Here is an 18,048-nt window from a genome sequence, read left to right on the forward strand (position 1 = left end):
TTACTCCGCAAGACGCTCTGCGACCCGCAGCACCGAGCTGCGGGACCGGGTGTTTTCATTGACCTCGTGGTCGGAAGGCTTGAGCGCCTTGCCGATCGACTTCAGCTTGCGACCACCGGCAAGCTGGGCTTCGGTCAGGGGGATCCCGTGGGGTACTTCCGGACCTTTCTCATGCTTGCGAATAAAATGCTTCACCAGCCGATCTTCCAGAGAGTGGAAGCTGATGACGGAGAGACGACCGTGAGGAGCCAGCACGTCCAGCGCGCCGTTGAGGGCGGTTTCGATCTCGTCCAGCTCGCTGTTGATATAGATGCGGATGGCCTGGAAGCTGCGGGTCGCCGCGTGCTTTCCCTTCTCCTTACTCGGGTTGACCCGGGCAATCATCTCCGCCAGCTGGCGGGTGCGCACATAGGGCTCGGTCACCCGATCGTGCACGATGGCGCGAGCAATCTTCTTGGCGAAGCGCTCCTCACCGAAGGTTTTCAGCACCCAGGCGATGTCGTCCACATCGGCACGGGCCAGCCACTCGGCGGCACTCTGACCGGAGGTGGGATCCATTCTCATGTCGAGCGGGCCGTCCTTCATGAAGCTGAAGCCACGCTCGGCATCGTCAAGCTGGGGGGAGGAGACACCGAGATCCAGCAGGAAGCCATCGACCTTGCCCAGCAGGCCGCGCTCGGTCAGATAGCGGGTGATGCCGGAGAAGGGACCGTGCACGATCTCGAAACGGGGATCCTGGATCTTGGCCGCCTCGGCAATGGCCTGGGGATCCCGGTCGATGGCGATCAGACGGCCATTGGGGCCCAGATGCTGGAGAATGAGACGAGAGTGACCACCCCGGCCAAAGGTGCCGTCGACGTAGATACCGTCCGGCTTGATGGCCAGCCCTTCGACGGCTTCGTGCAACAGCACTGTGATGTGTTCAGCGGCTTGGGTCATTTATAAAGAAAAATCCTGTAGTCGTGGTGAACTTGCCCAGTCGTCCTCGGGCAGGCCCAGGATGTCGTCGTTGATCTGTTGTTGCCAGCGGGCTTCATCCCACAGCTCGAATTTGTTGAGCTGGCCCACCAGCATGACTTTCTTGTCTAGCCCGGCATGGCTGCGCAGCGGCTGGCTGAGCAGCAGACGGCCATTGCCATCCAGTTCGCATTCGGCCGCGTGGCCGAGCAGCAGACGCTGCAGGCGGCGTTCTGCCGGGTTGGTGCTGGAAAGGGTCTTCAGCTTGCGCTCCACCTCTTCCCATTCATTCAGGGGATAAAGCAGCAGACAGGGATGGGCGATGTCGATGGTGCAGACCAGCTGGCCGTCGCACTCGTCGCGCAGCCAATCACGAAATTTGGTCGGAATCGCCAACCGCCCCTTGCTGTCCAGGCTGATGGCGTGAGCGCCACGCAACAAATTGCAGTCCCCGAAAGGTGAGTTATGGGGGCTAGATGCCCAATAAAACCACTTTGATCCACTTTTCTCCACCATGAAGTTTAAGGACGAGCAGGGGGCTTTTCAAGCAAGGATCTCGGGCATGGGGAACATATTGACGCAGCGTGATGGAACTACCGATTAAATGAATTGATTTTCCACAAGTTATTTGTGTTACCCGCAACTCGATTAATTTTCAGCAATTAAAAAACTGACAAATTGCACGAATAAACATCAGCCATACAGGCCGCGCTTCTCCAGCGCCATCACGATATTCAGAACATGGAAAAATTCCACATAACAGATTGATATAAAATACATTTGTTAAACATAGCTAGCCCAACAGTAAATATCACGAGTCAACCGAGGCAGTACTTTATGGTTAATAAAAAGAGCCTTGCGATAAATCGCAAGGCTCTTCAGGAAAGAGGTCGGAGTCGGCCTGTAAGCCGGGTTCTGTACCGGGTTGCCCCGGGTAGCAATCATTCCTCTAGGCCAGCAATCGCTCGCTGGCTCAAGCAACCTACCCGCCCCCAACGCGGGCCGCGCCAATAGGGGCCTATTTGGTCTTGCTTCGGGTGGAGTTTACCGTGCCACGAACTGTTGCCAGTCGCGCGGTGCGCTCTTACCGCACCCTTTCACCCTTACCTGATCCCTTGCGGGCCATCGGCGGTCTGCTCTCTGTTGCACTGGTCGTAGGCTCGCGCCCCCCAGGCGTTACCTGGCACCCTGCCCTGTGAAGCCCGGACTTTCCTCCCCTCCGCCCGTCTGTCCCGAGGGACACAACGACGAAGCAGCGATTGCCCAGCCAACTCCGAGGCGCGGATTATAGCCTCGCGAGACGGACGGGGTAAACCGTCAATTCCGGTTTACGGCAATTAATAGTGCTCGAGACCGTATTTGTAGAGGGCGTTCTTCTTCACCCCGTGGATCTCGGCGGTGAGGGCCGCAGCCTTCTTGAGGGGCAGCTCGCTGACCAGCAGGCCCAGGGTGCGGATCGCCTCCGCAGGCAACTCGTCATCCACCTTGCTGGCTCCGGCGACCACCAGCACGATCTCCCCGCGGCAACGGTTATCGTCCTCTCCGAGCCAGGCCAGCATCTCGGAGGCGGGCAGACCGTGGATGGACTCGAAGGTCTTGGTCAGCTCGCGGCACACCACCACCTGGCGCTCGCCAAGGATGCGAGCAATCGCTTCCACCGTCTCCTGCACCCGGCGCGGCGATTCGTAGAACACCAGAGAGCGGGTGTCTTCGATGACGGCTTGCAGGCGATCATCCCGCCCCTTGGCCTTGGCCGGCAGGAAACCCTCGAAGGCGAAGCGGTCGGTGGGCAGCCCGGCGGCGGACAGCGCCGTGATGGCAGCGCAGGGACCGGGCAGCGGCACCACCTTGACCCCGGCTTCGCGACAACGGGTGACCAGGTGATAACCGGGGTCGCTGATGAGCGGCGTCCCCGCATCGGAGACCAGGGCCACGCTCTTGCCCTCCTTGATGCGGGCGATCAGCACATCCGCCTTTTGCTGCTCGTTGTGATCGTGCAGGGCAAAGGTCGGTACCGAGATCTGGTAGTGGCTGAGCAGGATCCCGCTATGCCGGGTATCCTCGGCGGCCACCAGATCGACGCTGCGCAGCACGTCCAGTGCTCGCTGGGTGATGTCGGCCAGATTGCCGATCGGAGTGGGGACTATATACAGGGTTGGGATGTCACTCATGGGAGCTCCGAGTGTCCCGACAATTGTGTCGCCATATTGGCCCGTTTACACTATGGAGAATTTCAACACTGGTCGGGGAATGAACTTGAACCGGGTTATAAAGCAGCTAAGTGTATCACGACTCTTCGGCATCCTACTCGCGGCAGTCCTGCTCGCCGCCTGTGCGTCGGAGCCCAATCAATCTTCCGGACAACCCGGCATGCCGTCAGCCTTCTCGGATCTGACCAAGAATGCCCAGTGGTATCTGGAGCAGGTGGATCCCGCCAAACCGGCCGAGGCCTTCACCTGGCAGGTGATGGCTGCGCGCAGTTATCTGGCGCTCGGTCAGGCCAAACCGGCAGCCGCCCTGTATCAACAGTTGCAGAAGCAGGCTGGCAACCCGGTGCAGCAGGCACAACTGCAACTGCTGCAGGCGCACCTCTTGCTGGCCCAGGGCAACGCCAACCAGGCCCTGATCCTGCTGGAAGGCAAGCCGGATGTGGCCCTCGATGCCGATACCCAGAAGGATTGGTATCGCCAGCGGGTGGTGCTGCAACTGGACATCAACAACAAGTTTGGCGCGGCCAAGTCGCTGATCCTGCTGGAGCCTTACCTGGCCAAGAATGAGCTGGCCACCAACCACCAGCAGATCTGGTCCCTGCTGAAAAGCATGACCCCCTCCACCCTGCAGGCGCTCGAAGAGGAGCCAGCTCCCGATGTGACCACCGGCTGGCTGCGTCTTGCTGCGCTGGTGAACGAATTCGGGGCACAGCCGAGCCAGCTGGCCCGCCAGCTTGCTGGCTGGAAGCAGAGCTTCCCGAACCACCCTGCCCAGAGCGACATGCCGGCCGGCCTTGGGGATCTCGCTATCACGGACAACGGTTCGCTGCAGCAGATCGCCGTCTTCCTGCCGCTCTCCGGCAACCTGGAAGCCCAGGGCGCCGCCATCCGCAACGGCATGTTGATGTCCTACAAAGAAAATCAGAGCCAGTTCACCCTGAACTTCTATGATACCCAGGGCAAGGCGATGGGGGACCTCTACAAGCAGGCCATTCAGGAAGGGGCCAACATGATCATCGGCCCCCTGCTCAAGGATCAGGTGGAGGAGCTGCTCAAGTCGAGTCCGACCGTGCCAGTGCTGGCGCTCAACGAGCTGGACAAGCCGATCGTCAACGACAACACCTTCTATTTCTCGCTCTCCGCCGCTGCCGATGCGAGCCAGGCGGCCCAGTACCTCTATGGTCAGGGCTACCGCAAGCCGCTGCTGATCGCGGCACAAGGCCGGATTGGCTACAGCAGTATCAAGGCGTTTGAACAGGCCTGGGCCGGCGTCAGCCAGGAGAAGCCCGTGGTTGCCACCTTCGGGGCGCGCAACGAAGTGCAGGGCATGGTCAAGAACGCTCTGAGCGGCCGTTCCACCGCACGAGCCGGGGAGATTGTCCAGCTGTCTGATGCCGCGCCGCGCAGCATCGACGCCGTCTATGTGGTGGCCAACAGCCTGGAGACCCGGATGATCAAGCCCTATGTGGACATCTCGGTCAATCCCATGGGCAGCCTGCCCATCTACAGCAGCTCGCGGGGATACGACGGCGGGACGACCGAGGTGGCATCCGAGCTCAACGGCATGCATATCTCCGACATGCCACTGCTGCTGGGTGGCTTCGAGACGCAGCGTGAACAGATTGCCCTGCTCTGGCCCCAGACCCAGGGCGACCTGCTGCGCCTGTTCGCCCTCGGCTACGATGCCGTCAGCCTGGCAGGCAACCTGCCGCAAATGCGCAAGGTCAATGCCATGCAGCAACCCGGCATGAGCGGCCAGCTGAGCGTGGATCCCCAGGGCAACATAGTGCGCATGCTGGACTGGGCCACCTACCAGAATGGCAAGCTGGTCAGCGACAGCGCCGCCCCCCAGCTGGAGGATGCGACTCATGAAGAGGCTACTGACACAACTTCACCAGCAGTGGTTGAACCTGTTGCCGTCGGCAGCGACGAGCAAGGGACAACACTTTGAGCAAATAGCGGAACGCTGGTTGCAGGCCCGCGGCCTGCAACCCGTGACCCGCAACTACCGCTGCCGTGGCGGCGAGATCGATCTCATCATGCGCCAGGGGGAGACCCTGGTGTTCGTTGAAGTGAGATATCGCGCCAACGCCACTCATGGCGGTGCCGCCAGCTCGGTCACCCGGCGCAAGCAGCACAAGATCGTGCTGGCCGCGCGCCACTATTTCAAGCAACATGCCATCAATGAGGCCAACCAGGCCTGTCGATTCGATGTGATCGCGTTCGAGGGCGACCAGCCGGACTGGATCCAGAACGCGTTTTAAGAGGACCCCATGACTGATCCCATCAAAGAGAATTACACCGAGAGCATCCAGACCAAGATAGCTGCCGCCGAAGCACTGCCGGATGCCATCCATACGGCAGCCCAGATGCTGACCATCTGCCTGCTCAATGGCCACAAGGTGATGGCATGTGGCAATGGTCCCTCCTCGGCATTGGCACAGCTGTTCATTTCCGAACTGGTGAACTGCTATGAAACGCCTCGCCCGTCCCTGCCCGGTCTCGCCCTGACGCCCGACATGGCGACCATCAGCGCCATCGCCACGGATCACGGTTTCGAAGAGGTCTATGCCAAACAGATACGTGCTCTGGGACAACCAGGCGACATCCTGGTGGTCATCACCACGACAGGCAACAGCCGCAGCCTCATCAAGGCTGCGGAGGCCGCCCTCTCCCGCGACATGACCATCATTGTTCTCGGTGGCGGAGACGGGGGAGAGATCGCCGGTCTGCTGGGCCCCAATGACGTGGAGATCCGCGTTCCTTCCGCTCGCCGTCCTCGTATTCTGGAAGTGAACCTGTTGACCCTGCACTGTCTCTGTGATCTCATCGACCAGACACTTTTCCCGCAACAGGAAGACTGAAACCATGAAGAAGCCTATTCTCGCTCTTGTCCTGCTGACCGGCGTCCTGCTGCTGCAAGGCTGTGCTGCCGTGGTGGTCGGTGGCGCGGCTGGCACCGCCAAGGCGAGCGGCGATCGCCGCACCCTGGGTGCCCAGTGGGACGATCAGACCATAGAGCTGAAAGCCGCCAACCTGTTGGCCGACAACAAGCCCCTGAGCGCCGCCAGCAAGATCAGTGTCTACAGCAACAACGGCCGTGTGCTGCTGGTGGGTCAGACACCCTCTGACGCTTACAAACAGGAAGCGGGCAGAATCGTGAGCCGGATTGAAGGGGTTCGCCATGTCTACAACGAGCTGCGCCTTGGCAAACCAGTTAGTATCGGCGTGCGCAGCAATGACACCTGGATCACCTCCAAGGTGCGGGCCGACATGCTGGGCACCAAGAACTTCGATAGCGCCAAGGTGAAGGTTGTCACCGAGAATGGCGAGGTGTTCCTCATTGGGTTGGTCACTCGCCAGGAAGGGGATCAGGCCGTGGAAATCGCCCGCCACGTCAGCGGCGTTAAGCAGGTGATCAAAGCCTTCGAGTTTGCCCAGAATTGACCATCTGGCAGGATGAAAAAACGCAGCCTTCAGGCTGCGTTTTTTATTTGATGACTTTCAGGGTCGGGCGACCGCTCGGGCGCGGTGGTTCCGGCTCGGGGTCAACCGGCGTGGGTGACTGTGCCTGTTCCAGCCAGAGGTCATACCCGGGCTCCGGCGGGAACAGGGTCCCCACTCCGTTCTCCCTGGCATGGATGGCCAGTACGGCCGCCATGGGGATATAGACCTGCTGCGATACGCCACCGAAACGGGCGCTGAAGCTGACAGCGTCATTGTCCATGTGGAACTGGCCCACGGCCCGGGGGGCTATGTTCAGAACAATCTGGCCATCCTGCACGAACTGCATCGGTACCATCACATGGGGAATGTTGGCATTGACCACCAGATGGGGTGTCAGATCGTTATCCAGCAACCAGTCAAAAAACGCCCGCAGCAGATACGGGCGACTGGGTGTCATTGTCGGTTCCATGCTCATACGCCGGCACGGATCTCGCGCTCGGCCTCGGTCAGGGAAGCCTGGAAGGATTCACGCTCGAACAGGCGTACCATGTAAGCCTTCAGCTCTTTGGCGCCACGGCCGGTGAAATCGATGCCCAGGCTCGGCAGACGCCACAGCAACGGCGCCATGTAGCAGTCGACCAGACCGAACTCTTCGCTCATGAAGTAGGGCATCTCGCCGAAGATGGGGGCGATGGCCAGCAGGTTGTCGCGCAACTCGGCACGGGCGGCTTCGGTATCGGTGCCCGCCATGATCTTGTCGGCCAGAGAGTACCAGTCCAGCTCGATGCGGTGCATCATCAAACGGCTGTTGCCGCGCGCGACCGGATAAACCGGCATCAGGGGCGGATGCGGGAAACGCTCGTCCAGATACTCCATGATGATGCGCGAGGTGTACAACGCCAGCTCGCGATCCACCAGAGTCGGTACAGTGTTGTACGGGTTCAGCTCGGCCAGCTCATCCGGCAGGTTGGCAGGATCAACCTGGCAGATATCCACGCTAACACCCTTCTCCGCCAGGACAATACGCACCTGATGGCTGAACATATCGTTGGCACCGGAAAACAGCGTCATTACCGAACGCTTATTGGCAGCTACAGCCATTGAACCCTCCCGTCATTAAAAAGCAGAAACGGCAATGAAGCATGTCTGTCTTCATTGCCGTGCGTCATATTACTCCGATCTGGTCGCTTAGTGAACGTCGCGCCAGAATTCCTTCTTCAACAGCACAGTGAAGATGAAGAAGATAGCGATGAATCCGAGTACCCAGAAGCCCATGCGTTCGCGCTCCTGCTGCACCGGCTCAGCCGAGTAGACCAAGAAGTTTACCAGATCCAGTACCGTCTGATCATATTCTTCGTTGTTCATTTCACCGTTGCCGTCAGATTTGATGCTGACGACTTGCTGCATCTCCACGCCATCCAGGGTGTGCGTCTCGAACTCGGCACGGGGCGTCCCCTGCAACGGCTCCAGCACATGGGGCATACCCACGGACGGGAAGACGGCGTTGTTCACCCCGAATGGACGGGTTTCGTCCACGTAGAAGGAACGCAGATAGGTGTAGATCCAGTCTGCACCACGCACCCGGGCAACCAGGGTCAGGTCGGGGGGCGGCGCACCGAACCAGCGAGCAGCATCCTTCTCGGACATGGCGCTCTTCATCAGATCGCCGATCTTGGCGCCGGTGAAGACCAGGTTCTCCTTCATCAGATCGTCCGGAATACCGATGTCGGCCGCCACCCGGTTATAACGCTGGTACTGGGTGGAGTGACAGCCGGCACAGTAGTTCATGAAGGTGGCGGCCCCCCGTTGCAGGGATGCCTTGTCACTCAGATCGTACTCCGCCTTGTCGAGGGGGAAGCCACCGCCAGAGGCCAACACCAGACCAGGCAGCAGGGCCAGCACTGCAAAAATTATTCTTTTCATTTGAATGTCACCCTCTCCGGCAGCGGCTTGGTGTTCTCATTCTTGCTGTAGAAGAACAACAGGACGAAGAATCCGAAATAACCCAGAGTACAGAGTTGTGCAATCAGCGTCAGGGTCGGGGTTGATGGCAGCACGCCCAGCACCCCCAGGATAATGAAGCAGACCACGAACTGGGCGATGTTCAGCTTGTGCAGGGTGCTGCGGTAACGCACCGAGCGCACCTTGCAACGATCCAGCCAGGGCAACAGGAACAGCACCACGATGGAGAGGCCCATCATGATGACCCCCAGCAGCTTGTCAGGCACCGCACGCAGGATGGCGTAGAAGGGAGTGAAGTACCAGACCGGGGCAATATGCGCCGGTGTCTTCAGGCCATTGGCCACCTCAAAGTTCGGTTTCTCGAGGAAATAGCCCCACATATCCGGCTTGAAGAAGATGATGGCACAGAAGAAGAACAGGAAACCGGCTACCCCGATCATGTCCTTCACGGTGAAATAGGGGTGGAACGCGACCGCATCCAGTGGCCAGCCGTTCTCGTCCTTGTGCTTCTTGATGTCGATACCATCGGGGTTGTTGGAGCCCACCTCGTGCAGCGCCAGGATATGCATGGCCACCAGCATCACCAGCACCAGCGGCAGAGCGATGACGTGCAGGGCAAAGAAGCGGTTCAGGGTTGCACCCGAGATGACATAGTCCCCCCGGATCCACAGGGTCAGATCGTCACCGATAACGGGGATGGCACCGAACAGCGAGATGATGACTTGGGCCCCCCAGAACGACATCTGCCCCCAGGGCAGCAGGTAACCCATGAAGGCCTCGGCCATCAGTACCAGGAAGATCAGCATGCCGAAGATCCACAGCAGTTCCCTTGGCTTCTGGTAAGAGCCGTAGATCATGCCGCGGAACATGTGCAGGTAGACCACGATGAAGAAGGCGGATGCCCCGGTTGAGTGCATGTAACGCAGCAGCCAGCCGTAATCCACATCCCGCATGATGTATTCCACGGAAGCGAAGGCACCTTCCGCCGAGGGGTTGTAGTTCATGGTCAGCCAGATGCCGGTGATGATCTGGTTGACCAGCACCAACATGGCAAGCGAGCCGAAGAAGTACCAGAAGTTCAGGTTCTTGGGCGCCGGATACTTGGCCATATGGTCGTTGTACATGGCCGTGAGCGGGAAACGATCATCGATCCAGCCCATGAGTTTGGCAAACATGGTCAGGCCTCCTTGCCATCGGCACCGACCAGAATGGTGGTGTCGCTAAGAAATTGGTATGGCGGAATGACCAGGTTCAGCGGTGCGGGGACGCCCTGGAACACTCGACCAGCCATGTCGAATTTGGAGCCATGGCAGGGGCAGAAGAAGCCGGAAGTTACCCCTTGAACCTGCTCGCCGAAGCTGTCGGGCAGATAGGAAGGGGAGCATCCCAGATGAGTGCAGATGCCAACGGCCACGAAGATTTCCGGTTTGATGGATCTGTAGCCATTGTGGGCATAGTCCGGTTGCTGTGGCTCGTCTGACGCAGGATCCCGCAGCTTGTCATCGTGTGCAGCCAGAGCATCCAGCGTCTGCTTGGTACGCTTCACCACCCAGACCGGTTTACCACGCCACTCGACGCGGATTAGCTGACCCGGCTCCAGCTTGCTGATATCCACTTCAACCGGGGCGCCTGCCGCCTTGGCTTTGGCACTCGGATTCCATGACTTAATAAACGGCACTGCGGTAAAAGCAGCTCCTACACCGCCAACGGCAACCGTTGACCAGGTAAGAAATCTGCGGCGACCGGTATCAACTGGCGCATTGCTCATCCAAAAACTCTCCCATGTGGACTCCGCTCATTCTTATAGTGTCCCTGTTTACTTCTCCTCTCCCTCTGACAACTGCAATGGAAGCGGAGTGGCAATTGACACAGAAAGACCATGGAAATTTTAAAGAAAAGATAACAATTTGACAAGAAAGGGAGTCGATGGGCAAAAACAATAAATACACAATTTTTTGTCTTTTGTGACGTATGCTTAGCATTGTCACATGTAACATTACCAATAAAAAAAGCCTGGCAAATTGCCAGGCTTTTTTGACACTCCTGAGAGTGCGTACCAAAAGCGAATTAACGCTTGGAGTACTGCGGACGCTTACGCGCTTTGTGCAGACCGACTTTCTTACGCTCAACCTTACGGGCATCACGAGTAACAAAGCCAGCTTTACGCAGTTCGGAACGCAGGGTCTCGTCGTACTGCATCAGAGCACGAGTGATACCGTGGCGGATCGCACCAGCTTGACCGGAGATGCCACCACCGTTAACGGTGATGTACAGATCCAGTTTCTCGGTCATCTCGACCAGTTCCAGCGGCTGACGAACTACCATGCGGGCAGTCGGACGGCCGAAGTATTGCTCCAGGGAGCGCTGGTTGATTACGATTTTACCGCTACCCGCTTTGATGAAGACGCGAGCAGTGGAGCTTTTGCGACGGCCGGTACCGTAGTATTGATTTTCTGCCATGTTGCCAGTTCCCGTTAGATATCCAGTACTTGAGGTTGCTGAGCAGCATGAGCGTGCTCTGCGCCTGCGTAAACTTTCAGCTTACGGAACATGGCACGGCCCAGCGGACCCTTCGGCAGCATGCCTTTGACGGCAGCTTCGATTACCATTTCCGGCTTACGCTGAATCAGCTTGTCGAAGCTGATGGACTTGATACCACCCGGGAAACCGGAGTGAGCGTGGTACATTTTGTCGGTAAATTTCTTACCGGTTACGTGTACCTTCTCAGCGTTTACAACGATGATGTAGTCACCGGTGTCAACGTGCGGAGTGTACTCGGCTTTGTGCTTACCACGCAGACGAGCAGCGATCTCGGTTGCGATACGACCCAGAGTTTTACCTTCTGCGTCCACAATGTACCAGTCACGTTTTACGGTTTCTGGCTTGGCAACGAAAGTTTTCATTAAGTTAAACCCAATTACCTGTTACAGACCCAATTGCTTATGGGGGCTCTCCCACAAACAACAAACGATGGCCTACCTGTACCCCTTCGAATACAAGTAAAGCTTAAAGTGTTGCTGTCTTATCGACAGCTGTAACGTGGGCCGGGCGATTATAAGTGAAGTTGCCTTAAATATCACCTGCTAATTTCACTGCCATGAAGCTAGCAAATGTCGCCCGGCCCTACCTGCCGCAGATGCCCATCCGACTGGCAGGCGCGGTATTGTGACTAAGGAAGGTGCACTCTGGCAAGGTATTCGTGCGATTGCATCTCCTGAAGCCGTGAAAGGCAACGCTTGAATTCGAAATTCAGCAGGCCTTCGCCATAGAGCCCGGTCATGGGGACCGCCGCCGATATGATGAGCTTTACATGCCGCTCATAAAACTCGTCCACCATGGCGATGAAGCGGCGGGCCGCGTCATCCGTGCCGCTGCCCATGGGTTGCACATTGGCCAGCAGGACAGTGTGGAACTCACGGGCCAGTTCGATGTAGTCGCCCTGGGAGCGTGGAGTACAGCACAGCTGTTCAAATTCCATATAAAGCACCCCTTCCCCCACGCCCAGTGCACTCAGTTGGCGATGGTTGATTTCCAGTGCGGCGGCAGTCACCGGCCCAATCCCGGTCAACTGGCTGAAATAACGATCCAGGTTGCTCCTGGCCTGTTCATCCAGCGGGAAGTGATAGATCTCTGCCTGTTCAAGGGTTCGCAGCCGGTAATCGACACCGCCATCGACATTGATCACCTCGCAGTGACGCTCGATAAGCGCGATGGCAGGCAGGAAGCGAGCACGCTGCAACCCGTTGCGGTAGAGACCCTGAGGGGGGATGTTGGATGTGGCCACCAGCACCACGCCATGGCCAAAGAGTTCCTGGAACAGAGTGCCGAGCAGCATGGCATCAGTGATATCCGAGACGAAAAACTCGTCGAAGCAGATGACGTCGGTCTCGTCGGCCAGCTTGCGGGCGATCAGCTTGAGCGGATCGGACTGACCGGTCAGCCCTTTGAGCTCATCGTGCACCCGGTGCATGAAACGGTGGAAGTGGATGCGCAGTTTGCGCTCCCCCGGCAGGCTCTCAAAAAAAGTATCCATCAGCCAGGTCTTGCCTCTGCCCACACCGCCCCACATATATAACCCCTGGACGGGGTCACGGGTTTTCGGCTTTTGCAGCCAACCTAGCAGGCCACGGGATCTGGTCGGAGTCGGGCTTGCGCACAGATCCTGATAGAGTCGCTCCAGGCGGGCGACTGCCATGGCCTGGGCCGGATCGGCCACAAAGCCGGGGCGCTGCAAATCCTGCTGATATTTTTGCTGCGGGGTCATCCTGTAAACCGCCTCCAAGTCCCTGAATGAGGGACAAAATGGTATCACGCTCTCAGGGGGCACGGTATAGTGCCAACGAGGCGTTGCGGTCCATCCGACCGCTTCAAATTCATCGTGTTAGCTGTAACAAGGAGCTTCTATGACTCTGTTTAACGGGATCCTGCTGGCGATCGCCGCCCTGATCATCGGCGTGCTGATCGGCCGCTTCTCTGTCCGTAGCCGGGATGCCGGACGCCTGGAACAGGAGCTGAAAAAAGCCCACAAGGAGCTGGAAAGCTACCAGGGGCAGATCACCACCCACTTCGCCGACAGCGCCGCCCTGATGGAACAACTGGCCGAACAGTACCAGACCCTTTATCGCCACATGGCGGAACAGAGCAAGTTCCTGGCCAAGGTACAGGAACCACTGTTCCGCGAACCTGAAGTGGAAGAAACAGGCGATGCCGCCAACAGCGTGGAGCCGGGCCTTCCTCCCCGCGATTACGCCGGTGCGTCCGGCCTGCTCAAGCAGCCGGGCTGATCGTCGGTTGAACTAATTACGCTTTATCGTGGTCAGACCTTGACGATTGCACTGCAACTTTTTCTGGGAGCTGTTTCTCATATGCGTAAATCTCTTTCTGTATTCAGTGTCTTAGCCCTCAGTGTCGGTATCGCCATGTCCTCAGCACCGGCGCAGGCCGCACTGCCCCTGATGGCGAACAACCAGGAGATGCCGAGCCTGGCCCCCGTCCTCGAGCAGGTGACCCCTGCCGTGGTCAACATCTCCGTCTCTGGCAAGAAGATCACCCGCCAACGCCTGCCGGAACAATTCCGCTTCTTCTTCGGCCCCAACATGCCTGACGAGCAGGTGAGCGAGCAGCCCTTCCAGGCGCTTGGTTCCGGCGTCATCATCGATGCCAAGAAAGGCTACGTGATCACCAACGCCCACGTGGTCCACGAGGCGGACGAGATCAAAGTCAACCTGAAGGATGGCCGTGAGTATGCAGCCAAGAAAATAGGGGAAGACAAACAGTCGGATATCGCCCTGCTGCAAATCAAGGCCGAGGATCTGGTGCAGATCAAGTTCGCCGACTCCGACGAGCTGAGAGTCGGTGACTACGCGCTGGCCATCGGCAACCCGTTCGGCCTGGGCCAGACCGTCACCTCCGGCATTGTCAGCGCCCTGGGTCGCAGCGGCCTCAACATCGAAAATCTGGAGAACTTCATCCAGACCGATGCGGCCATCAACTCCGGCAACTCGGGCGGCGCCCTGCTCAACCTGCGCGGGGAGCTGATCGGCATCAACACCGCCATCCTGGGCCCCAACGGCGGCAACATCGGCATCGGCTTTGCCATCCCGTCCAACATGGTACGCGATCTCTCCGAGCAGATCGTGAAATACGGCGAAGTGCGCCGTGGCCAGTTGGGGATTACCGGCACCGAACTCACCAGCGAAATCGCCAAGACCTTCGGCTACAACAAGAAGGACGGTGCCTTCGTCAACCAGGTCATGCCTGACTCCGCCGCCGCCAAGGCAGGCATCAAGGCAGGCGACATCATCATCAGCATCGATGGCAAGCCCATCCGATCCTTCGGCGAGCTGCGTGCCAAAATCGCCACCATGGGGGCCGACAAGCAGGTCTCGCTCGGCCTCATTCGTGACGGCAAGGAGCAGACCGTCAAGGTCACCCTGAAGAAGGCGGATGACAGCGAGATCCTGGCCAGCGCCCTGCATCCTGCCCTGGAAGGGGCCAAGCTGAGCACCATCACGGACCCCGTGTCCGGCGTGGCCGTCTCCGACATCGATCCCCGCTCACCGGCAGCCGCCTCCGGCCTGCAGAAGGGTGACATCATCATCGGAGTCAACCGCCAGCGCATCAACTCCATGGGTGAACTGACCAAGGTGTTGAAAAACAAGCCGGAAGTCCTGGCGCTGAACATCCAGCGCGGCGACTCCTCGCTCTATTTGGTGATCCGTTAAGCCCCTCACACCCGCGGCAACCGCCGCGGGTGATTTTTATCCATCGATAATGTTATTCTCTGCCCGCAGCCTGTACGGACGAGAATGACATGAAAATCCCACCACTGATCAGCTACTTGGGCAAGTCCGTCGGCTTTGGCCTCGCCATGGCTGCGCTTTTGTTGCTGGTGTTCCCCGATTTTCGCGGAGGCACTCCCCTGCCGGGCCTCATCACCAACGCCCGCGAGCTGAGCTTCTCCTACGCGGCCCATCGCGCCGGCCCTGCCGTCGTCAACATCTACACCCGCAGCTTCGCCGGCAATCGCGGTGAAAAAGCCGAACTCAGACCCCAGGGGCTGGGGTCCGGCGTCATCATGAACCAGCGCGGCCACGTGCTCACCAACTATCACGTCATCGCCGATGCGGACCAGATCATCGTCGCCCTGCAAGATGGTCGGGTATTCAGTGCAGAGCTGGTCGGCACCGACAAACTGACCGATCTGGCCGTGCTCTACATCGAATCGGACAACCTGCCGGTGATCCCGCAGGACCCGGATCGTCTGCCGGACGTGGGAGACGTGGTGCTCGCCATCGGCAACCCCTACAACGTCGGCCAGACCATCACCCAGGGTATCATCAGCGCCACCGGGCGTATCGGCCTCTCCAGCATGGGGCCGGACAGCAACGGCCGGCAGGATCTGCTACAGACCGATGCCGCCATCAACGAGGGCAACTCTGGAGGCGCCCTGGTCAATGGCCGTGGCGATCTGGTGGGCATCAATACCGCCGCCTACCACCTCAACGGCAATCAGGAGAGCTATGGCATCAGTTTTGCCATCCCCTACAAGCTGGCCAAGCGCATCATGGACGAGCTGATCGCCAACGGTCGGGTCATCCGCGGCTACCTCGGCATCTCCAGCGTCGAGATCAATCCCATCGTCGCGCGCATGCTGAACCTGGGGGACTTGCAGGGGTTGGTGGTGGAGAGCCTGGATCCCAATGGCCCAGCCACCAAGGCCGGTCTCAAACGTGGGGATGTGCTGCTCAAGATCAACGGAGAGGCCATCACCGGCGTGCGTCCCGTCATGGACAAGATCGTCGAGAGCCGCCCCGGCACCAAGCTCACCATCTCGGTGATCCGCAACGGCAAGCCGCTGGACGTCGATGTCATCATCGAAGAGGACCTGCGCTACCAGAATCAGACCCTGCCGACCAGCAGTGCGGCACCCGCCACCTGAGAGGCGGATCCTCGCAGGGCCCGACAGGGCCCTTTTTTGTGCCCGCTTTCCTCCGGCCCCGCTTGTGCGTGAGACAGCTCACACATTGCGCCAATAAACGATCGGGCGAAGGCGCCGTCAAAACCCGCCACCGATCACACTCCCTTGCCGCCAGTCCGCTCCTTTCCTCTTCTTGATCGCCAAAAGGGCTTCTTTTGATGCCTTTCCCTCCGGATTTCCACTTCGAATCGGAAAAAACCTGCCTCCTCCCGCACTCTCCTCCGCTTTATGGTGATCCCATCTTTTCTGCCAGCCTGGAGAGCAGACCTTGAACACCGACACCCATGACGCCCCCCTGACCCCGGACAGCCCGGCACTGCTGCGCAAGACCGACCTGACCCTGGCCCGCATTCACAACCTGCTGGCGGATCAGGGTATACGCCCCAACGATGTGCAGCAGCAGATGCTGGCCTCCCACGTCAAGGCCATGGTGTGGCGCTCCTACAGCGGGGAATCCCTGCCGGAGGTTGACCTCAGCCTGTTCGAGGAGATCTCCCCCCTCTCCCTACGCCTGGCCGAACAGGCCGTCGCCTGGCTCGACCGCCTCGCCTACGAGGAGGCGCACCTCTTGTCCGTCCATTTTGAAGTGGCCAAAGAAAACGAACTCAGCTCAGTAAAAGGAGAAAGCTAAATGACTGCCATCAAACTCGTGATTGGAGATCGTCTCGGCAAGGGTCAGAAAGTGGGGGCGGGCGCAGAAGCCGCCGGCGCCACCGTGACCGTCATCCCCGGCATGGCCGCCGACATGAAGCTCGGTGATGTGATGAACAAGGAGCAGGCCGACCTTGGCATCTCCTTCTGCGGCAGCGGTGGCGCGGGCGCCATCACGGCCCAGACCAAGTACGGCTACAAGTGCCGCTACGGCATGCGATCCATCGAGGAGGGTGTCACCGCCATCAACGAGGGGTGCGTGGTACTGGGCTTCGGCTTCATGGACAAGGAAGAGCTGGGCCAGAAGCTGATCGAAGCCTTCGCCAAGAAACACGGACGCGCCTGATGAAAGAGCACTTCACCACCCGGATCACGGTCAACGGCAAGGGGGTGACTCGCCAGCAGGCGTTCGCCGCCGCCCTCAGCCAGGTGCAACCCAGCCTGCTCAAGGAGAGCCCCAAGGTGATGCTGCGCATCGAACCCCTCGAAGTCGAGGTGCTCGAGGCCGAGGAGTCGGTACGGGTGGAGAAGTTCCTGTTCTTCTTCCTGCCACGCCAGCGCCATGAGTTCCGGGTCCGGCTGGCGATCACCGTCAAGGTCACCAGCCTGGATGTCGACAAGGTGGATTTCACCCGGGCCTGACCCCACAACCAAAAGGACAAGTTGGATGTTTCTAATCATTTTGATGAAGTCACTCATCATCGGCGGCCTGGTAGGCGTCGGGGTGGGGGCTGGCGCGGCGCGGATGTTCCACGCCCCGACCGTGCAGGGGATGGGCGCGTTCCGTACCCTGGGCGAGCTCAACTCCTGCGAAGGGGACCCCGCCTCCCACTTCTCGTTCGGTCTTGGCTTCTTCTTCAACGCCTGGGCCTCCACGGTCGCGGCCGGCGCCTTCACTCAGGACGTGGATCACCGCATCCTGCCGAACTGGGGCGCGGCAGCCCTCATGATCAAGAACCGGGATCTCGCCACCACCCTCCATGACCCCAAAAAAATGGCCATCGCCTGCGGCATCATAGGTGCCATCGTCGTCGCCTTCCTCAACAGCACGGCCGCCGCCGTGCCAGCCGCCCTGCAGGTCACCGCGGTCAAGGTACTGGTGCCCGCCGCCAACCTGCTGGTCAACACCGTCATGCCGGTGATCTTCTGGCTGGCCGCCATCGAGGCAGGCAAGAAGTCCGGCTTCTGGGCCACCATCTTCGGCGGTCTGGCCCCTGTCTCTTGATCAGATCTTGATCCCCTGTGCCATCAAATCCTTGGCGGCAAGAAAGCCATCCAGTTTACTTTGCAGGGCTTCCCAGCCTTCCCAGAGGGCGCCCCAGCTGGCAATTCCGGTTCGCT

At 59.3% G+C, this 18,048-nt stretch carries 21 protein-coding genes, 1 other RNA gene and 1 pseudogene; 11 read left to right on the forward strand and 12 right to left on the reverse strand.

Features of this window, described 5'->3' with window-relative positions; translation table 11 throughout:
* The 4 genes from rsmH to rsmI all read right to left on the reverse strand — a co-directional run bounded on the left by rsmH (position 1) and on the right by rsmI (position 3,128).
* Entirely contained in the window at positions 1-939 is a 939-nt protein-coding gene (gene rsmH, locus C3418_RS05170; RefSeq protein ID WP_042015088.1) for a 16S rRNA (cytosine(1402)-N(4))-methyltransferase RsmH, read from the reverse strand.
* On the reverse strand, positions 940-1,398 hold the full coding sequence (gene mraZ, locus C3418_RS05175) for a division/cell wall cluster transcriptional repressor MraZ (protein WP_039040489.1): 459 nt from the start codon (positions 1,396-1,398) through the stop codon (positions 940-942).
* Positions 1,399-1,845: 447 nt separating this feature from the next.
* An RNA gene (gene rnpB / locus C3418_RS05180) (RNase P RNA component class A) lies at positions 1,846-2,232 on the reverse strand.
* A 62-nt stretch (positions 2,233-2,294) separates the two neighbouring features.
* Positions 2,295-3,128, reverse strand: coding sequence for a 16S rRNA (cytidine(1402)-2'-O)-methyltransferase (gene rsmI / locus C3418_RS05185; RefSeq protein WP_042880180.1), 834 nt, complete (start codon positions 3,126-3,128; stop codon positions 2,295-2,297).
* 199 nt (positions 3,129-3,327) lie between these two features.
* On the opposite strand from rsmI, the gene C3418_RS05190 reads away from it, so the two are divergent.
* From C3418_RS05190 to dolP, 4 genes are read left to right on the forward strand one after another with little or no spacing between them, the layout of a single operon-like run.
* Positions 3,328-5,118 (forward strand): penicillin-binding protein activator, encoded by a 1,791-nt coding sequence (locus C3418_RS05190; RefSeq protein ID WP_254052442.1) that lies wholly within the window; start codon positions 3,328-3,330, stop codon positions 5,116-5,118.
* Positions 5,036-5,431 (forward strand): YraN family protein, encoded by a 396-nt coding sequence (locus C3418_RS05195; protein WP_080770042.1) that lies wholly within the window; start codon positions 5,036-5,038, stop codon positions 5,429-5,431. The genes C3418_RS05190 and C3418_RS05195 overlap by 83 nt, the downstream gene beginning before the upstream one ends.
* A 9-nt stretch (positions 5,432-5,440) precedes the next feature.
* Positions 5,441-6,031, forward strand: coding sequence for an SIS domain-containing protein (locus C3418_RS05200; protein ID WP_010675848.1), 591 nt, complete (start codon positions 5,441-5,443; stop codon positions 6,029-6,031).
* A 4-nt stretch (positions 6,032-6,035) separates the two neighbouring features.
* Positions 6,036-6,614 carry a division/outer membrane stress-associated lipid-binding lipoprotein gene (gene dolP, locus C3418_RS05205; protein ID WP_103858098.1) on the forward strand — a complete coding sequence of 193 codons (579 nt, stop codon included), beginning with the start codon at positions 6,036-6,038 and terminating at the stop codon, positions 6,612-6,614.
* A 43-nt stretch (positions 6,615-6,657) separates the two neighbouring features.
* Here the strand turns inward: dolP and C3418_RS05210 are convergent, their stop codons facing one another.
* From C3418_RS05210 to zapE, 8 genes are all read right to left on the reverse strand, one after another.
* Positions 6,658-7,089: a ClpXP protease specificity-enhancing factor gene (locus tag C3418_RS05210; RefSeq protein ID WP_162540629.1), complete on the reverse strand. Its 432-nt coding sequence runs from the start codon at positions 7,087-7,089 to the stop codon at positions 6,658-6,660.
* Complete coding sequence (sspA, locus tag C3418_RS05215) at positions 7,086-7,715, reverse strand: stringent starvation protein SspA (RefSeq protein WP_039040485.1); 630 nt, start codon at positions 7,713-7,715, stop codon at positions 7,086-7,088. The genes C3418_RS05210 and sspA overlap by 4 nt, the downstream gene beginning before the upstream one ends.
* A gap of 87 nt (positions 7,716-7,802) precedes the next feature.
* Positions 7,803-8,537, reverse strand: a complete 735-nt coding sequence (locus tag C3418_RS05220) for a cytochrome c1 (RefSeq protein WP_039040484.1) — start codon at positions 8,535-8,537, stop codon at positions 7,803-7,805.
* Positions 8,534-9,751: a cytochrome bc complex cytochrome b subunit gene (locus C3418_RS05225; RefSeq protein WP_010675853.1), complete on the reverse strand. Its 1,218-nt coding sequence runs from the start codon at positions 9,749-9,751 to the stop codon at positions 8,534-8,536. Before C3418_RS05225 ends, C3418_RS05220 begins: the two co-directional genes overlap by 4 nt.
* Positions 9,752-9,753: 2 nt before the next feature.
* Positions 9,754-10,344 carry a ubiquinol-cytochrome c reductase iron-sulfur subunit gene (gene petA / locus C3418_RS05230; protein ID WP_010675854.1) on the reverse strand — a complete coding sequence of 197 codons (591 nt, stop codon included), beginning with the start codon at positions 10,342-10,344 and terminating at the stop codon, positions 9,754-9,756.
* A 299-nt stretch (positions 10,345-10,643) separates the two neighbouring features.
* A complete protein-coding gene (gene rpsI / locus C3418_RS05235; protein WP_005336286.1) occupies positions 10,644-11,036 on the reverse strand; it encodes a 30S ribosomal protein S9 in 393 nt (130 codons plus the stop codon).
* A 14-nt stretch (positions 11,037-11,050) separates the two neighbouring features.
* Positions 11,051-11,479 (reverse strand): 50S ribosomal protein L13, encoded by a 429-nt coding sequence (gene rplM, locus C3418_RS05240; protein ID WP_005336289.1) that lies wholly within the window; start codon positions 11,477-11,479, stop codon positions 11,051-11,053.
* 266 nt (positions 11,480-11,745) lie between these two features.
* A complete protein-coding gene (zapE, locus tag C3418_RS05245; protein ID WP_103858100.1) occupies positions 11,746-12,840 on the reverse strand; it encodes a cell division protein ZapE in 1,095 nt (364 codons plus the stop codon).
* Between the two features lie 139 nt (positions 12,841-12,979).
* On the opposite strand from zapE, the gene C3418_RS05250 reads away from it, so the two are divergent.
* The 7 genes and pseudogenes from C3418_RS05250 to C3418_RS05280 all read left to right on the forward strand — a co-directional run.
* The gene (locus C3418_RS05250) at positions 12,980-13,360 is read left to right on the forward strand and encodes a YhcB family protein (RefSeq protein WP_103858101.1); all 381 of its coding nucleotides are present in this window, start codon (positions 12,980-12,982) and stop codon (positions 13,358-13,360) included.
* Between the two features lie 81 nt (positions 13,361-13,441).
* Positions 13,442-14,800, forward strand: coding sequence for a Do family serine endopeptidase (locus C3418_RS05255; RefSeq protein ID WP_103858102.1), 1,359 nt, complete (start codon positions 13,442-13,444; stop codon positions 14,798-14,800).
* Between the two features lie 89 nt (positions 14,801-14,889).
* A complete protein-coding gene (gene degS, locus C3418_RS05260) occupies positions 14,890-16,017 on the forward strand; it encodes an outer membrane-stress sensor serine endopeptidase DegS (protein WP_103858103.1) in 1,128 nt (375 codons plus the stop codon).
* 307 nt (positions 16,018-16,324) lie between these two features.
* Positions 16,325-16,687 carry a transcriptional regulator gene (locus tag C3418_RS05265; RefSeq protein WP_103858104.1) on the forward strand — a complete coding sequence of 121 codons (363 nt, stop codon included), beginning with the start codon at positions 16,325-16,327 and terminating at the stop codon, positions 16,685-16,687.
* Positions 16,688-17,053 carry an SFCGS family glycine-rich protein gene (locus tag C3418_RS05270; protein WP_010675860.1) on the forward strand — a complete coding sequence of 122 codons (366 nt, stop codon included), beginning with the start codon at positions 16,688-16,690 and terminating at the stop codon, positions 17,051-17,053.
* The gene (locus C3418_RS05275; RefSeq protein ID WP_103858105.1) at positions 17,053-17,349 is read left to right on the forward strand and encodes a DUF4312 family protein; all 297 of its coding nucleotides are present in this window, start codon (positions 17,053-17,055) and stop codon (positions 17,347-17,349) included. Before C3418_RS05270 ends, C3418_RS05275 begins: the two co-directional genes overlap by 1 nt.
* 25 nt (positions 17,350-17,374) lie before the next feature.
* A pseudogene (locus C3418_RS05280) lies at positions 17,375-17,920 on the forward strand (DUF4311 domain-containing protein); the annotation flags it as partial.
* Positions 17,921-18,048 lie beyond the last annotated feature (128 nt).

The sequence above is a fragment of the Aeromonas sp. ASNIH8 genome (genome assembly GCF_002919855.1).
Taxonomy (GTDB): domain Bacteria; phylum Pseudomonadota; class Gammaproteobacteria; order Enterobacterales; family Aeromonadaceae; genus Aeromonas; species Aeromonas caviae.

Bases quoted from the DNA above. Each gene is read 5' to 3' on its own strand.
- rsmH (WP_042015088.1), bottom strand. From the start codon at position 939: ATGACCCAAGCCGCTGAACACATCACAGTGCTGTTGCACGAAGCCGTC.
- rsmI (WP_042880180.1), bottom strand. From the start codon at position 3,128: ATGAGTGACATCCCAACCCTGTATATAGTCCCCACTCCGATCGGCAAT.
- C3418_RS05190 (WP_254052442.1), top strand. From the start codon at position 3,328: ATGCCGTCAGCCTTCTCGGATCTGACCAAGAATGCCCAGTGGTATCTG.
- C3418_RS05195 (WP_080770042.1), top strand. From the start codon at position 5,036: ATGAAGAGGCTACTGACACAACTTCACCAGCAGTGGTTGAACCTGTTG.
- C3418_RS05200 (WP_010675848.1), top strand. From the start codon at position 5,441: ATGACTGATCCCATCAAAGAGAATTACACCGAGAGCATCCAGACCAAG.
- dolP (WP_103858098.1), top strand. From the start codon at position 6,036: ATGAAGAAGCCTATTCTCGCTCTTGTCCTGCTGACCGGCGTCCTGCTG.
- C3418_RS05210 (WP_162540629.1), bottom strand. From the start codon at position 7,089: ATGAGCATGGAACCGACAATGACACCCAGTCGCCCGTATCTGCTGCGG.
- sspA (WP_039040485.1), bottom strand. From the start codon at position 7,715: ATGGCTGTAGCTGCCAATAAGCGTTCGGTAATGACGCTGTTTTCCGGT.
- C3418_RS05220 (WP_039040484.1), bottom strand. From the start codon at position 8,537: ATGAAAAGAATAATTTTTGCAGTGCTGGCCCTGCTGCCTGGTCTGGTG.
- C3418_RS05225 (WP_010675853.1), bottom strand. From the start codon at position 9,751: ATGTTTGCCAAACTCATGGGCTGGATCGATGATCGTTTCCCGCTCACG.
- petA (WP_010675854.1), bottom strand. From the start codon at position 10,344: ATGAGCAATGCGCCAGTTGATACCGGTCGCCGCAGATTTCTTACCTGG.
- rpsI (WP_005336286.1), bottom strand. From the start codon at position 11,036: ATGGCAGAAAATCAATACTACGGTACCGGCCGTCGCAAAAGCTCCACT.
- rplM (WP_005336289.1), bottom strand. From the start codon at position 11,479: ATGAAAACTTTCGTTGCCAAGCCAGAAACCGTAAAACGTGACTGGTAC.
- zapE (WP_103858100.1), bottom strand. From the start codon at position 12,840: ATGACCCCGCAGCAAAAATATCAGCAGGATTTGCAGCGCCCCGGCTTT.
- C3418_RS05250 (WP_103858101.1), top strand. From the start codon at position 12,980: ATGACTCTGTTTAACGGGATCCTGCTGGCGATCGCCGCCCTGATCATC.
- C3418_RS05255 (WP_103858102.1), top strand. From the start codon at position 13,442: ATGCGTAAATCTCTTTCTGTATTCAGTGTCTTAGCCCTCAGTGTCGGT.
- degS (WP_103858103.1), top strand. From the start codon at position 14,890: ATGAAAATCCCACCACTGATCAGCTACTTGGGCAAGTCCGTCGGCTTT.
- C3418_RS05270 (WP_010675860.1), top strand. From the start codon at position 16,688: ATGACTGCCATCAAACTCGTGATTGGAGATCGTCTCGGCAAGGGTCAG.
- C3418_RS05275 (WP_103858105.1), top strand. From the start codon at position 17,053: ATGAAAGAGCACTTCACCACCCGGATCACGGTCAACGGCAAGGGGGTG.